General features: G+C 59.3%; 11 protein-coding genes. 3 read left to right on the top strand and 8 right to left on the bottom strand.

What is annotated here, in order from left to right; genetic code table 11:
* Window positions 1-33: 33 nt before the first annotated feature.
* The 4 genes from ABWY06_RS20975 to ABWY06_RS20960 all read right to left on the bottom strand — a co-directional run bounded on the left by ABWY06_RS20975 (window position 34) and on the right by ABWY06_RS20960 (window position 3,475).
* A complete protein-coding gene (locus ABWY06_RS20975) occupies window positions 34-843 on the bottom strand; it encodes a tetratricopeptide repeat protein (RefSeq protein WP_353927518.1) in 810 nt (269 codons plus the stop codon).
* A 102-nt stretch (window positions 844-945) separates the two neighbouring features.
* Complete coding sequence (locus ABWY06_RS20970; protein ID WP_353927517.1) at window positions 946-1,335, bottom strand: hypothetical protein; 390 nt, start codon at window positions 1,333-1,335, stop codon at window positions 946-948.
* Window positions 1,332-1,694 carry a P-II family nitrogen regulator gene (locus ABWY06_RS20965; protein ID WP_353927516.1) on the bottom strand — a complete coding sequence of 121 codons (363 nt, stop codon included), beginning with the start codon at window positions 1,692-1,694 and terminating at the stop codon, window positions 1,332-1,334. Before ABWY06_RS20965 ends, ABWY06_RS20970 begins: the two co-directional genes overlap by 4 nt.
* The gene (locus tag ABWY06_RS20960; RefSeq protein WP_353927515.1) at window positions 1,691-3,475 is read right to left on the bottom strand and encodes a DUF1538 domain-containing protein; all 1,785 of its coding nucleotides are present in this window, start codon (window positions 3,473-3,475) and stop codon (window positions 1,691-1,693) included. Before ABWY06_RS20960 ends, ABWY06_RS20965 begins: the two co-directional genes overlap by 4 nt.
* Before the next feature lie 241 nt (window positions 3,476-3,716).
* Here ABWY06_RS20960 and ABWY06_RS20955 point away from each other — a divergent pair, with 241 nt between their 5' ends.
* Both ABWY06_RS20955 and ABWY06_RS20950 read left to right on the top strand, forming a co-directional pair.
* Window positions 3,717-4,949 carry a lysozyme inhibitor LprI family protein gene (locus ABWY06_RS20955; RefSeq protein WP_353927514.1) on the top strand — a complete coding sequence of 411 codons (1,233 nt, stop codon included), beginning with the start codon at window positions 3,717-3,719 and terminating at the stop codon, window positions 4,947-4,949.
* Between the two features lie 1,052 nt (window positions 4,950-6,001).
* Window positions 6,002-6,832, top strand: coding sequence for a ThiF family adenylyltransferase (locus ABWY06_RS20950; protein ID WP_353927513.1), 831 nt, complete (start codon window positions 6,002-6,004; stop codon window positions 6,830-6,832).
* On the opposite strand, the gene ABWY06_RS20945 is transcribed toward ABWY06_RS20950, so the two are convergent.
* The 3 genes from ABWY06_RS20945 to ABWY06_RS20935 all read right to left on the bottom strand — a co-directional run bounded on the left by ABWY06_RS20945 (window position 6,822) and on the right by ABWY06_RS20935 (window position 8,930).
* Window positions 6,822-7,613 carry a PEP-CTERM/exosortase system-associated acyltransferase gene (locus ABWY06_RS20945; protein ID WP_353927512.1) on the bottom strand — a complete coding sequence of 264 codons (792 nt, stop codon included), beginning with the start codon at window positions 7,611-7,613 and terminating at the stop codon, window positions 6,822-6,824. The genes ABWY06_RS20950 and ABWY06_RS20945 overlap by 11 nt on opposite strands.
* A 416-nt stretch (window positions 7,614-8,029) precedes the next feature.
* Window positions 8,030-8,266 carry a hypothetical protein gene (locus ABWY06_RS20940; RefSeq protein WP_353927511.1) on the bottom strand — a complete coding sequence of 79 codons (237 nt, stop codon included), beginning with the start codon at window positions 8,264-8,266 and terminating at the stop codon, window positions 8,030-8,032.
* Window positions 8,267-8,411: 145 nt separating this feature from the next.
* Complete coding sequence (locus tag ABWY06_RS20935) at window positions 8,412-8,930, bottom strand: VOC family protein (RefSeq protein ID WP_353927692.1); 519 nt, start codon at window positions 8,928-8,930, stop codon at window positions 8,412-8,414.
* Window positions 8,931-9,774: 844 nt separating this feature from the next.
* On the opposite strand from ABWY06_RS20935, the gene ABWY06_RS20930 reads away from it, so the two are divergent.
* Entirely contained in the window at window positions 9,775-10,137 is a 363-nt protein-coding gene (locus ABWY06_RS20930) for a DUF2195 family protein (protein ID WP_353927510.1), read from the top strand.
* Between the two features lie 205 nt (window positions 10,138-10,342).
* Here ABWY06_RS20930 and ABWY06_RS20925 read toward each other — a convergent pair whose 3' ends face one another.
* Window positions 10,343-11,323, bottom strand: coding sequence for an SMI1/KNR4 family protein (locus ABWY06_RS20925; protein WP_353927509.1), 981 nt, complete (start codon window positions 11,321-11,323; stop codon window positions 10,343-10,345).
* Window positions 11,324-12,085: the final 762 nt, after the last annotated feature.

Raw genomic sequence — 12,085 nt, 5'->3', positions numbered from 1 at the left:
TTGTCCGCTGCCGGGCTCCCTGGGAGCGACAGATCACACCGGTGATCGAAGCCGACGTGTGGCCGCATGGCCGATGACATGGAGGATGTCATTGGCCTGCTCATGATCATCGTCCGCGTTGGTCCGTTCCAGCATATCCTGGGCTTGCCCCAGGTTTCGGCGCTGGCCAAGGCCCATCAGGTTGATCAGCGCCAGCCAGTACAGCGCATCCTCCCGGGTACGTTTGGCTGTCCCAATGGAAGGGGCAAGCAGGACCTTGTTCAGGCTGGCCTGCGCGGCGCCATGATCGATGGCGGTCCCCTGACCCAGCAAATGACAGAGTCCAATTTGCAGGTGGGCATCGGCGTCCCCCATTGCCGCCGCGAGCTGATACTGCCCAAACGCGGCTTTAGGTTTGCCCAAGTCCCGGTAGATGATGCCCAGGTTGTAGGCAGCGCTGGCGTCGCCTTGCCGAATGGCCGATTTTGCCCAGAAAATCGCCGCCTTGTAGTCGGGGTTATCGCCAGCACTCAGCAGGGCGCTAAGGGCGTTTTTGGCACCGGCGTCGTCTTGTTGGGCGGCCAGCAGGTACCAACCCGTGGCTGCGCTTCTGTCGGGAGTCGCCAGGACCTTTCCGGATCGTGTGACGGCGCCATGCTCCAGGTAGTAGCCCAGTTCCCACTGGGCATCGGCATTGCCTTCTCCGGCTGACTGGGTCAGCGCGGACCATTTGCGTTTCGATATGCTTTGCATAAGTCCCTGGCGAACAGGTGGCGTGGCGGGCGAGCGGCCGGGCGTTAAGGCGCCTGGGACATAGCGGTAGGGCGGTCTCGGCGCGTTGTCCAGCGACAGCCCGCCGCACACAGTGAAACCGGACAACGGGCAGGTGCACGGGGCGTGCAGGCAAGCCCACGGAACGGGCAGCGATTGTGCGTGGTGCCCCGTCCGCGGTAGGTGCGGCGCCGGCTAAAGGCTCTCCGACGCCTCGGATTCTTCCGGCAGGCCCACGGGCATCGTCAGCGGCGTGGCGAAGGTCAAGGCAACGCTGTACACCGGGCCATTGCCCGGCTCGCTCAGCCGGGCGTGCACGCAGATAAGCTCGAACACCGCGTCGGCCTGGGCGTCATCCACCACCACGTTGATCACCCGGGCAAGGGTCGCCTCCGGCACCTGGTTGCCCTGAGCCTGGGCGGCTTGAAGCACCGCCACGCCGCGGCAGTAAACGCTGTCGGCGCGGGTAATGCCGTGCGCCTCCCGCAGCAGCTGCAACAGGCGACGGTCCGTACCGTCGTCGGGCAAGACGCAGGTGATCAGCTTGGCCGCCCCGCCCGGTATGCCCGCAGCCACCCCGTTCACGAGGCCTTCCCTTGGGCGAGCAGTTCACGGGGGATATAGGTGGCCACTTTTTCCACCGCGGTCGCATAGATCATGCCGGCACCAGGCACATCCAGCCCGGCCGCGCGGTAGATGGTCTCGAGCACCGCGTCCTGGTAGTCGGCGGCCACCAGCAGGCTGACCACTTCTTTCTCCGCGTCGATGGCGATGCTGAGCAGGCCGAGGCGCTCGCGGGGCCCCACGCCATGGGCGTGGTAGACCACGGCCCCCGGCGCGCCCATGCCCTGGGCGGCGCGGATCACCGCATCTGAGCGGCCAGCGGCGACCACACAGGTGATCAGGGCAACGTCGGTCAGGTAGGTGATCCCTTCAGCTTTCATCCCGCTTCCCCTGTAGGTAAAAATGGACTCGCGGGCTGTTCCAGGGCGGCTTTCGCCTGTTTCCACTGCTGGTAACGCGCCCACTGCCCGAGCAGCATCACACTGATGATGGGGCCGGCGGATGCCATGCAGAGAATGCCGAACCCCTCGACGGCCTGGGTGGCATTGCCCAGCCCCAGGCCCATGGCCAACACCAGCGGCACGGTGATCGGGCCCGTGGTCACGCCCGCGCTGTCCCAAGCCACGTTGACAAACTCTTCGCTCGAAAAAACCGTCAGCGCGGCGGCGAACAGGTAGGGCGGCACCACCAGCCAAACCAATGGCAGGTCGAACACCAGCTTGGCCACGCCCACCGCGATACCGCAGGCCACGCCGATCGACACCGCCCGTATCAGGCTGCGTTTGCGGATAAAGCCGTTGGTCAGGGTTTCGGCGGTGACGCCGAGGGCGTTCAGCGCAGGCTCGGCGACGGTCGCTCCGTAGCCAAGGACCCAGGCGAAGGCCAGGGCCAGCACCAGCCCTACCTGGTACAGATACAGCGGGGAATTGTCCGCGCCGGAAATTGACATAAACGCCGCCGGCAGCAACGAACCCGCGCTCCCACCCAGTTTCGACAGGCCGTAAGTCAGGCCGAGATTGAACAGGCACATGCCCATTACGGTCAGCACGATGCCGAGCAGGATTTCGCTGCGCCGCGGCAGGCTTTGGCGCAGCAGCAGTTTCAGTACGACCAGCAGAAACAGGACCAGGGGCACGATGGCCCGCACGCCGGAGACGATCTCCAGCCCCGGGCTGACCTCGTACCAGGCCGAGACCTGCTGGCCCGCACCGGCTGCCGCCTGTGCCGCGGCGATGATCTCCGCCGTCGAGGAGGTAGCAGCCACATACAACGCCAGCAGCATCACCCCGATAACCGGGAACAGCGAGGCGAGCGTGACGATGCCGAAGCCCGACAGTCCGGAACCGCCCTTGCCGGCGGCGGACGCGATGCCGATGCCCAGCGCCAGCACCAGCGGCACGGTAACCGGCCCGGTAGTGACCGCGCCGGCATCCCAGGCCAGGCCGATCACCTTGCTCAGTTCCGGGTCAAGGGCGAGAAACACCGTCAGCAACAGGACGGGCGCCAGCGACAGGTAGATCAATGGCTTCAGGCTCCAGCTGTAGAGGAAGCGCAGCGTGCCGATTACCGCCGCCAGACCGACGCTGGCCCCCACCACCAGCACCAGTTCGCTGGTCCACTGATTGAGAATTGCCCAGAGGTAGGGCGCGCGTTCCGCGGAGACGTTCTGTCCGGCGGCGCGCAGTGCGCCGATAGCGGGTTCGGCGAAGGTCACCCCGATACCCAGCAGCAGGGTGACCAGCAACACCACGGGCAGGGAAGACTTGCGGGGCAGGTTGCTGCCAATGATTTCGCCGAAAGGCATCAGGCCGAGTTTCAGCCCTTCCATAAACAGCATCAGCCCGGCTATTACGGCGAATAGACCCGCCGTGACCAGCAGCGAGTCTTCCACCAATTGGCGCAGGATCAGGATCTGGAACAGTGCCAGGTACAGCGCCAAGGGCGCCACGGCGCGAAACTGCTCCTTCAGGCGCACGCTGATATAGGGCTTGAGGACGGCGGTGATTTCGTTCCCGCGCAGTTTCGCAGTTGGCTGGGGCGCGGCGTGCCACTGGCCATCGGCGCCGCGAACCGGCGCGCCGACCAGGTCACGTAGGGGGATTTCGCGGCGGCCTGCGCCGATCATGCGCAGGTAATCGGCATACCGAATAGAGTCTTTCATAGGCTCCCCAGGCTCGGCGGATCTCCCCATGGAGGATCAGCAGAATGGCTAGGAGCGTAAACGCCGTTTCCAGCCTCGTCCAGTTAAGGGCCGCGCAATGGGCGTAACCCCAGGGACGTTGAGCGCCGGGCAGCAACCTCGGCGCCGGACAGAGCGTGTGCGGTCACCTGATTGTCCGGTGGTGCAGGGGCGGGGTGCTCAAGGATAATGATTTCGACCCTTAACCTATTGTGTTGGCCCAATGCGCAATCGAAATAAAACACCCAAGGCCAGCATGGCCCGTCCCTTCTCGCCCCGCGTATCCCTGGGGTGGTTTGCCGGACTGCTGTTGGGTGCCGGCACACCTGCCGGGGCGGCGTCCTTCGACTGCCAGAACGCCTCGACCAGCGTGGAGCGGGCGCTCTGTGCCGATGCCGAATTAAGTGCACTGGACAGCACCCTCGGCGCGCACTACGAGCGGGCGATGGCCAACCTGGAGCCCGATCAGCGCGAAGCCTTGCGCAGTCGCCAGCGAGCCTGGTTGCACATCCGCGATGCCTGCGGCGATGCCCGGCAGACACTGGTTGCCTGCCTGCAACCGCTGTTGCGCCAGCGAGTGATCGACGTGGGCCAACTGACCCAGCCGGACACGGCGGCCCTGGACGCGATTATCGCCAGCATTCCCTATCGTCCGACCGAGGCGGCAGAAGGGTTGAGGCGTTATCCGACCAATGAGTTGGCTGCGGCCTGGCGGGTGTATCTGCATCGTTTTGAGCCGGCCAGTGGGGTGACGCAAGGGGAGGCCGACGGCAGCCGTCGCCAGGTACTCGCGGCACTGGCCAGCGATGACTACCCGCGCTCGCTATTCGATGACCTGGAACGCGATCAGTCGGTGAGTCGTGATCGGGTCGAACTGACGCTGCTGCGCATGATGATCGAGCGGGCCGAGTACGCCTTCTTCGCCGACCAGCGCGCCTATGTGCACTGCTTTGTGTTCTCGCGTCAGGGGGATGCCGCCTACGACGCCTTTGGCCCGCTCTACGGTTCTACCCGCGACAGCTTTGCGCCGATCTGCGAACCCCTGGACCCCCTGTTCGAACAAGCGCCTTGGCAGCAACTGAGCAGCAGTGTTGACGAGGCGGTGTCCGCGGCAAGCGAAAACAGCGGCACTGTGCGCTTTGCCAGCTACGCCGACTGGAACCTGCTGGCGCTCAGGGCTACGAGCTCGCCGCGTGCCTTTCTCAAGGCCCCGGCTGCACCGGCGCAGGCTCTCGAACAGATCGTGCGTGACTGGAACGACGAGACGTCCTGGCCGACAACGCTGCGCCAACAGGCCCTTGCGGCCCTCGAGCCCGCCCGGCAGGTAACCAGCACCTGGTTGCAGCACGAGCACGGCTTTTCGGCGGATGAGGCGCAACAGGCCGCGGCCGAAATCGTTCGGCAGTGGCTAAGCCAGCGCCTGGACTTTATCAGCGAAAACGTGGGAGGCGAGTAGGCGCCGTTTTCTCCGCTTGGATGATAACGGGGGGCAGTTATATTAATCAGCAGAGCTGAGGAAGAATAAGCCTGTCAGGGATGGTCCGAAAATGGACTGCCTCAGGGAACTGCATTTTCGGCCCCGTGCGGCCACTGCCGGAGTGCGAAAGGAAGGCGCATCAAAATCGGAGCTTCTGCCGCCATACGCTATGAGAAATCAGCGGCCGGTGACGATTTATTTCAATTATAATTGAAAATAGAAACCGCTGGGTAACATATGGTAGGGTCCCGCTAGTGCGCTTTTCTATCTCTGCCAAAGGATGCTGTCGGTCCTCGATTCTGCTTGTCATGCAGCACTTCGTACCCTGCTTAAAACTGGACATTTCTGATGGTGACTTTGAAAAATCTTGGATTCTCAGAGGGTCTAAAACAGCACATAGAGAATTTTGACCATGACAGTCTCCTTGGCTTTCGATGTCAGCCTCCGTTTTGCTGGAGGGATCCCCGCTTGCCAAGCGGGATATAGTTCCACTCTGGGAGTGCGGTACGGTTATAGCCTACTACAATTGTGCCAGTTGCACCTATGAGCAAGTTTCCTTGGAAGCAATCGATGAGCTGCACCATGTGCTGCCCTCCGCGCAAGCGGCACTAGCCGTCCTGCTTATTTATCTTTATGAGGATGGGCTGTCGGTTGAGGAGCTTCACGAAGTTGCGAGTACTCTTGAGTTTCGGCACGTTAGTCGTTTGATTGCCGAAGCAGAGGTTAATCATGGGGCAGAATATGAGAATTGGCTAAAGGCTTTTCCTGGGAGCTGCCAGGGTAACTAGGTTATTGGTAAAAATACGAGGGGGTTATCGCTGAAGTGAAGCGCGAAACGCGTTTTAGTATTTGGCTGAATTTATGTGCCGCTGGTGGGTAAGGTTACGTTTTATTTTTGCTTCTGATTGATGATTTTCTCGTAACTGTGATCTGCATCCTGTTGTCCTCAGGTCAATAAGTCAGGCAGGCGTAGTGAGGAAAATAATAATGCCTTATTATTTTGGCCTGCACCCATTCTTTAAGGGCCGTTCATGTCCGCCGAATTCAATTACGACACTTTCGTTACCCGTAACGAAGGCTATGTAGATACATCCACCCAGCAGAAAATCCACGACAGCGCACTGCTGATCGCCGGTTGCGGGCTGGGCGCCTCCACGGCCATCGCGGCCGCCCGCATGGGGTTTCGCCGTTTCGTCCTGATCGATGGCGACACGGTCGATGCCCACAACCTGAATCGGCAATTCTACGACTTCGAGGATATCGGCTCACCAAAGGTAGCGGCACTGCAAAAGCAGATCCTGCGCATCAATCCCCAGGCCGAGGTGCAGGCCGTCCAGGCCAACCTGGACAAGGCCAACGTCCAGTCGCTGGTGGCGCAGGTGGATATCGTCTTCGATACCATCGATTTCCTCGACCTCGAAGCCATTATGAGCCTGCATATGGCCGCGCAGGTCATGGGCAAGCCGGTCTTCACGGCCCTGTCGATCGGTTTCGGCGCGGGCGTGCTCTACTTCCCGCCGGAAACCCAGGCGTCGCTGCCGCAGATCATCGCCAACGACCTGAAAACCGCGCAGGCCGAGGGCGATGCCAGTTATGCGGTGGTCTTCGGCAAGCTGATGGGACGCATAGGCGCCCATTTGGACAGCCAGGTGGTCGAGCAGGTCGGCAAGGCGTTGACCATCATGGAAGATGGCCGGCCCTGCCCCGCGTCACAGATAGCGGTCGGCAGCTTCACCGTGGCGGCCATGGCGGTGGCGATGATGCACGATATGCTGGCCGGCCTGCCGGTACCGGAGTCGCCAACCCTGTTGGCGCACAGCTTCCGCAATCACGTCACCCAACACATCGATATCAGCAAATAGGGGTAGGGGCCGGCCGAGACCCTGTGGCGGCCAAGCCACCCAGCACGGTCTCGAGCATCATCCAGGTGGGAATCGGTTCGTCGCTGAACCAGGCGGCGAGAAACTTGTTTTCCGTGCGCATGCTCTGTTCGAGGACGTCCAGGTCGATCAGGTGCAGCGTGACCGGGCCATAGTATTCAGACTTCGGCCCGATCGGCACGAACTTGACGCCCATCCTGTCCAGCGAGCGCGCCAGCGCACGCTCCATCGCGGCCAGCCAGTAGCGCACGCCATTGGCGCGGCTGTAGCGATACATCTCGCGATACATGCCGAGCAGTAGCAAGGGGCTGTTACTGCGCGCGTCGCCGGAAGGGGCGGGCGGGAGGATCGCTGCGGCGCTGCCTTTTTCGAGAAACTCCGCCGAGACACCTTCCAGCGAATCGCCCCGTCGGCGGCGGTAGGTTTTCTTGACGATCAGGCGGGAAATTTCGGCCACCTGCTCGCGTGGCGGCAACGCCACGGTATCGAACAGTGCGCAGTGATCCTCGAACGGGAACGGCATGCCGCCGTTGGGCTGCACCAGCCTGACCGTGCCGACCAGGTCGCCATCCAGCGAGCTGGCGCCGATGTGCACGGAGCACCGATCATACTCGTCGCGTTCCAACCCGTCCGGATGCTGCGCGGGGTCGAGAAAGCCCCGTTCGACGCAATAGACCTCGTGGCGCAGGCGATGGATATCCGTCAGCAGCGCCGAGGAACTGTCTGCCGGGGAAAGGGTGGTGAAATCGAACCAGGGAGTCAAGATACTGCTCTTGCCGAGGAGTTGAGCGCGGAGTATGCGTTTTTCCTTTTGTTAATCAGCGAACGTGTTTGCAGTTTGGGTCAAAAATATACGAAAACGCGACATTGCGATAACTGTCGCACAAACGTGCCGTATGCGGGTAGTAATCGAGGGGGCGGATCACAATTGGTTCTCTTGCTGCTTGATTGTCTATTGGATGCCGTGGTTTGGCGGTTGTTGTGTTCGCTGTTCGCTGCCGTACCAGCGCTAGTGCTAGAAGTGAATTCAAACCGTGCACGCCTCGCTGCATGCTGTTCGCCGTAACTTACTGCCACTTCACCCCGTCAGTTCACTGCTCAAGCTGACGGGGGTCCATAGGGTAAACAGAATTTTATTAACTCCGACTGAGGTGGCCTTACGCCGTCTGCCGGGCAGGCTCACTCCTCCCTGAGCCTTGCGCGTGCTGCTTCCAAGTATTCGGGATAGCTTTGTTCGAACGAGAATGAAGCGTGCTTTTCGAAGGCACAACATAGGTTCCACAGCGCTCGCTGTTCCGCGGGGTCTTCAATGGCCAGGGTATCGGTGTCGCTAAAGCGCCGTAAAAACGCAAACAGCACAACGGCTTCGTCCCGGGCAAGCGGGATCAGTACGGTGTCGGGTTGTTGCTGATCCATGGTGAGTGCCTAAAGATAGGATAAGGGGGCAAGCTTTCAGGCTGCTTCCGGTGTCGCCCGAGTAGTGCTCAGACCCCGAAATTCGCCGTTGCGCGACCCTGCGGCGGGTACCGACAACAGGTCGGCCCGTTTAATCCGGGTGGGGCTAGGAGCCTGGTTCCCTATCTGGACTCTGCTGCGCGTCGTGGCAGACCACGCAGAGTTTATTGCCCTCTGGGTCCCTGAAATAGGCCCCATAGTAGTGTGCGTGGTAGTCAGGTCTGAGGCCAGGCGCGCCCTCGGACACCCCACCCTGCTGTAACGCCACCCGATACGCCTGGTCCACCGCTGCGTGCGTAGGTGCGAGGAACGCGATCATCTGTCCGTTACCCGGGTCATGTGCCTGCTGGTCATACGGAGCGCCAATCAGGAACAGCGGCCGGGGCTCCGGGTCTGACTGCCAGCCCGCCCACGGACGTTCGCGATCACAGAACCGCAGCGAGTTGCCGAGGACCTCCATTAACGCCGTGTAGAACGAGAATGCGCGTTCGAAGTCGGTGACGCCGATAAACGTATGAGAGAACACAGAAGGCTCCTGAAGGAGAGTGGCCAATCGCGCCTTTACGCCATGTCTCCGCCGGCGCTGTGAAGCCGGGAGAGGGCTGGAGAGCCTGGTACTGTACATCGCGCCGCGCATGCGTCACATAAGGCGGTGCGGGTAAAGCCGGCATCGCTGCTTCCGTGCAGGCGGGTATCCAGGGACCCTATCGCATCTGGGCGCGCGTCCGCGTGGGTTACGCCGCGCGGCGCGTGCGGTGTGGTTTGCAGACCGGTGCTCCGCGCGGCTAACCCAGCCTACGAAAAGCGACTCGGCTGGGGCAGTGGCGCTCTGGTAGGGCGGGTGCAACCCGCAGGCTGTTGCTCACCGAGCTGCAAGCCGGCATCTACCGACTGGGCGCCGCCGCCTCGGCCTCCGTCATACGACCGGGCCCCTGCAGACAGCCGTCATACCCACGCAGGCGGGGTATCCAGAGACGCCTCGCACCTGGGTTCCCGCCTTCGCGAGAACGACGGTTAACCCTGGGTCGCAGTGGCCATGTAGCGTCTTGCACCCCGCTGCACGATCAGACCTCACGGCGCACAGACAGCCGTCATACCCACGCAGGCGGGTATCCAGCAACTCCTCGCATCTGGGTTCCCGCCTGCGCGGGAACGACAGTGAGTTGTCTGCCACAGGGCCGTGCGGGAGGAGGCTACCCCAGTACGCTCGCACACACCCGTCATCAAGGTCCGTGATCGCCATCCCGAGCTGCTGAAAGAAGTCAGGACCCAGTAGTACGTAACGCAGGCCATTGTTGTTTGATCCCATCGCGGGGTAGCCTCTTTCGTGCAACGAGCGTTTTCTGGGGCCGGATGGCAGGGGGCTGTACGTGCCGTCCCAGTTGGTCTCGTTGGAAAAATGGTGGGCGCACCACCCGATCGTTCCAGCCGCGGCCTGTTCCCTCCTGTATCTCTCTACCGAGGCACCTATGTACCGTCACCTGGCTATTTGTATTTGGCTTCTGTTTGTTGCGTTCCCGGCAAGGGCCGCAGAGCCGGTGGTGACCCTTGTCAACGATTTGGAAAGCTGTGTGGCCCTCAGCAATGGCTCGCTGGTGAGGCATGGCAATGTGCTGCTTTACCAGGTCCAGCTTGAGGTGTTTGCCAGTACCGGGAACTGTGGATGCCGGTCGATGTGGGGGAGCTATCAGGTGCGTAATGGCCCGCAGGTAGTCAGGTACGAGGATCTGCTGCTGAAGGAGTCCAGGCAAGCCTTCCTGTTTGTCGAGTCCGACGAGGGCGTGTTGGAAAATGAGGAAATCACCATCGGGCTGGGATGTAAGGGGTCTTGATTAAGCGGCAAGGAACCACGTTGGCTTCGGAAGCTGAAGGGGGGAGTATCATTAGCAGTTGTTCACGTTTCGTATTCCAGCCACCTCTAATGATGAGAGGCTAATGACCAAGCGTCGCGACGCCGATCTCACGGCGTCAGTTAGGGACGGGAGACTGTTTGCTCAGGCCAGCCGAAACTGCGACCTGCCTCCCAGTTATTTAAAATTATTCGGTTCTAAAGCTGCCAAGAAAAATCGCCATATCACTGTGAATAATTCCACTGCATAGTTTTTCGTAATTATACTCTTTGATGCAATACATTCTTGTGACATGGCTAATGCCTAGCTCTTTAGCCCTTTCCAAGGCCGTTCGTGCGGAGTTTCCAAAACATAGTTCTAGCTTGATCCATGTTTCAAGCGGTCCAGGTGAACCATCTTGGGAAGAAATCGACCCGGTTGAATTGAATTCGTTCGCGTTAATTTGAAAGTCATGTATGAAAGAGCATCGGTGACCTTCAAAGTAAGCCTCGAGTTTTGCCCGGTCAGTTTTTTGGCATAGCCATATAGAAGTATAGCCAGGGTCTTTGGGGATGAAGGATTTGGTTTCGTGTGAAATTGAATTTTTAGTGAGTGCGTTGACTAAATATGAATTATTGTAGGAGTACACTCCTGGCTGGTTCTGCGGCTCAATCTCTTTACTGTCGCTCACTAGACCCGTGCACAGTTCAATAAATTCATCCACAGACCTCGCGAGAACGAATTTGTCTTCGTCATCAATGCCGAAATTTATGACTTGGCCAAGGTTTCCGTTTTTGTCTGGGTCAAGATCTATTCCGATGTAGGCGCCGTTCACATGGAAAATAGGGATCCATTTTGGATTCACATAAGCTTGGCGAATATGCTCCTTTGGTGTGGAGGAGCACATGTCCCACTCGTCAGCCAACTGTTCGAGTAGTTCTAATTCCGCATCAATTTTTTCAGTGATTTTTTCAAGGGAGAGAAATTCCATACCAAAGAAATACGCATTTTTATTTTGGTTTTGCCCATTTGCATTTTTATAAATGTCGGTAATGGATAGCGGCAGCTCAATGCCTAAGCGAGCCTGGAAATCTGCCAGGTCATGAGCAGTGGCTCCATCTGCGAGCGAATCAGCATGGTATGAGAATTTATGCTCTACCGAATTCCTGAATTTTTCCCAAGCGTTCATGATTTCCACCTGCTATTTCTTCGCCTAATGTTCGGATATCCAGCGCCGGAGCGGGAGGCGGATTGAAGTATCCAAGAGTAATGGGGTGCGGGGTGTTCAAGGCAAGTCGATGAATAATGCCCGCCGGTTTGTATCTGCCATTCGAGACCGTGTTTTATAAAGCGTGATTCCTATGCTTGGACATATTTTATGTCTTTCCTCAGGAAGGCGTGCATCCATCTGGTTGTGCCATCTGTGTTTGCGCATTCCACTTCGAATGCAATATCAGAGTCTCTCAATACTACGGCTCCTTTTTCGCCGACCATAACCTCATCTAACCCAGGGTCCGGTCTTCGGAGAACTTCAACGACATCATATTCTACAAGTTCTTTCCAACACCCAAAACACTCTAAATGTCTGGTGCAATTGCTCGATTTTGGGAGTTTTATATTCCATGCTGCGATACTGCTTGTAGCCCTTAAGTGGAAATAACAGCCGCAATTCGGACATGTTGCATAGGGCATGAATTACGGCCCCCACAAGGCTATGGTTAGATGAATAGCAAACCTGACCAGGAATTATGACTGTGTTTTAGCCCAACGCCAAGGTCCCTCTGAGGTCTGATCTATTTTGCTTGCTCAACGCCCTGAAATTGCGCGATACCCTGGATTCAACCGAGAGGTGACTGAGGCCGGCCATGATTAATTGCGCTACTACTCGATCACCTCAGGTTAAACCGTTGTCTGTCCCCGGTTGCAAACCGTTGTCTGTCCCCGGTTGCAC

Source organism: Pseudomonas sp. (genome assembly GCF_040514055.1).
In the GTDB taxonomy this organism is placed as follows: Bacteria; Pseudomonadota; Gammaproteobacteria; order Pseudomonadales; family Pseudomonadaceae; genus Aquipseudomonas.
This window is presented reverse-complemented; position numbering and strand designations above follow the sequence as displayed.

Coding starts and splice junctions, on each gene's coding strand:
- ABWY06_RS20965 (WP_353927516.1), bottom strand. CDS start 1,694: ATGAAAGCTGAAGGGATCACCTACCTGACCGACGTTGCCCTGATCACC.
- ABWY06_RS20960 (WP_353927515.1), bottom strand. CDS start 3,475: ATGAAAGACTCTATTCGGTATGCCGATTACCTGCGCATGATCGGCGCA.
- ABWY06_RS20955 (WP_353927514.1), top strand. CDS start 3,717: ATGCGCAATCGAAATAAAACACCCAAGGCCAGCATGGCCCGTCCCTTC.
- ABWY06_RS20950 (WP_353927513.1), top strand. CDS start 6,002: ATGTCCGCCGAATTCAATTACGACACTTTCGTTACCCGTAACGAAGGC.
- ABWY06_RS20940 (WP_353927511.1), bottom strand. CDS start 8,266: ATGGATCAGCAACAACCCGACACCGTACTGATCCCGCTTGCCCGGGAC.
- ABWY06_RS20935 (WP_353927692.1), bottom strand. CDS start 8,930: ATGTACAGTACCAGGCTCTCCAGCCCTCTCCCGGCTTCACAGCGCCGG.
- ABWY06_RS20930 (WP_353927510.1), top strand. CDS start 9,775: ATGTACCGTCACCTGGCTATTTGTATTTGGCTTCTGTTTGTTGCGTTC.
- ABWY06_RS20925 (WP_353927509.1), bottom strand. CDS start 11,323: ATGAACGCTTGGGAAAAATTCAGGAATTCGGTAGAGCATAAATTCTCA.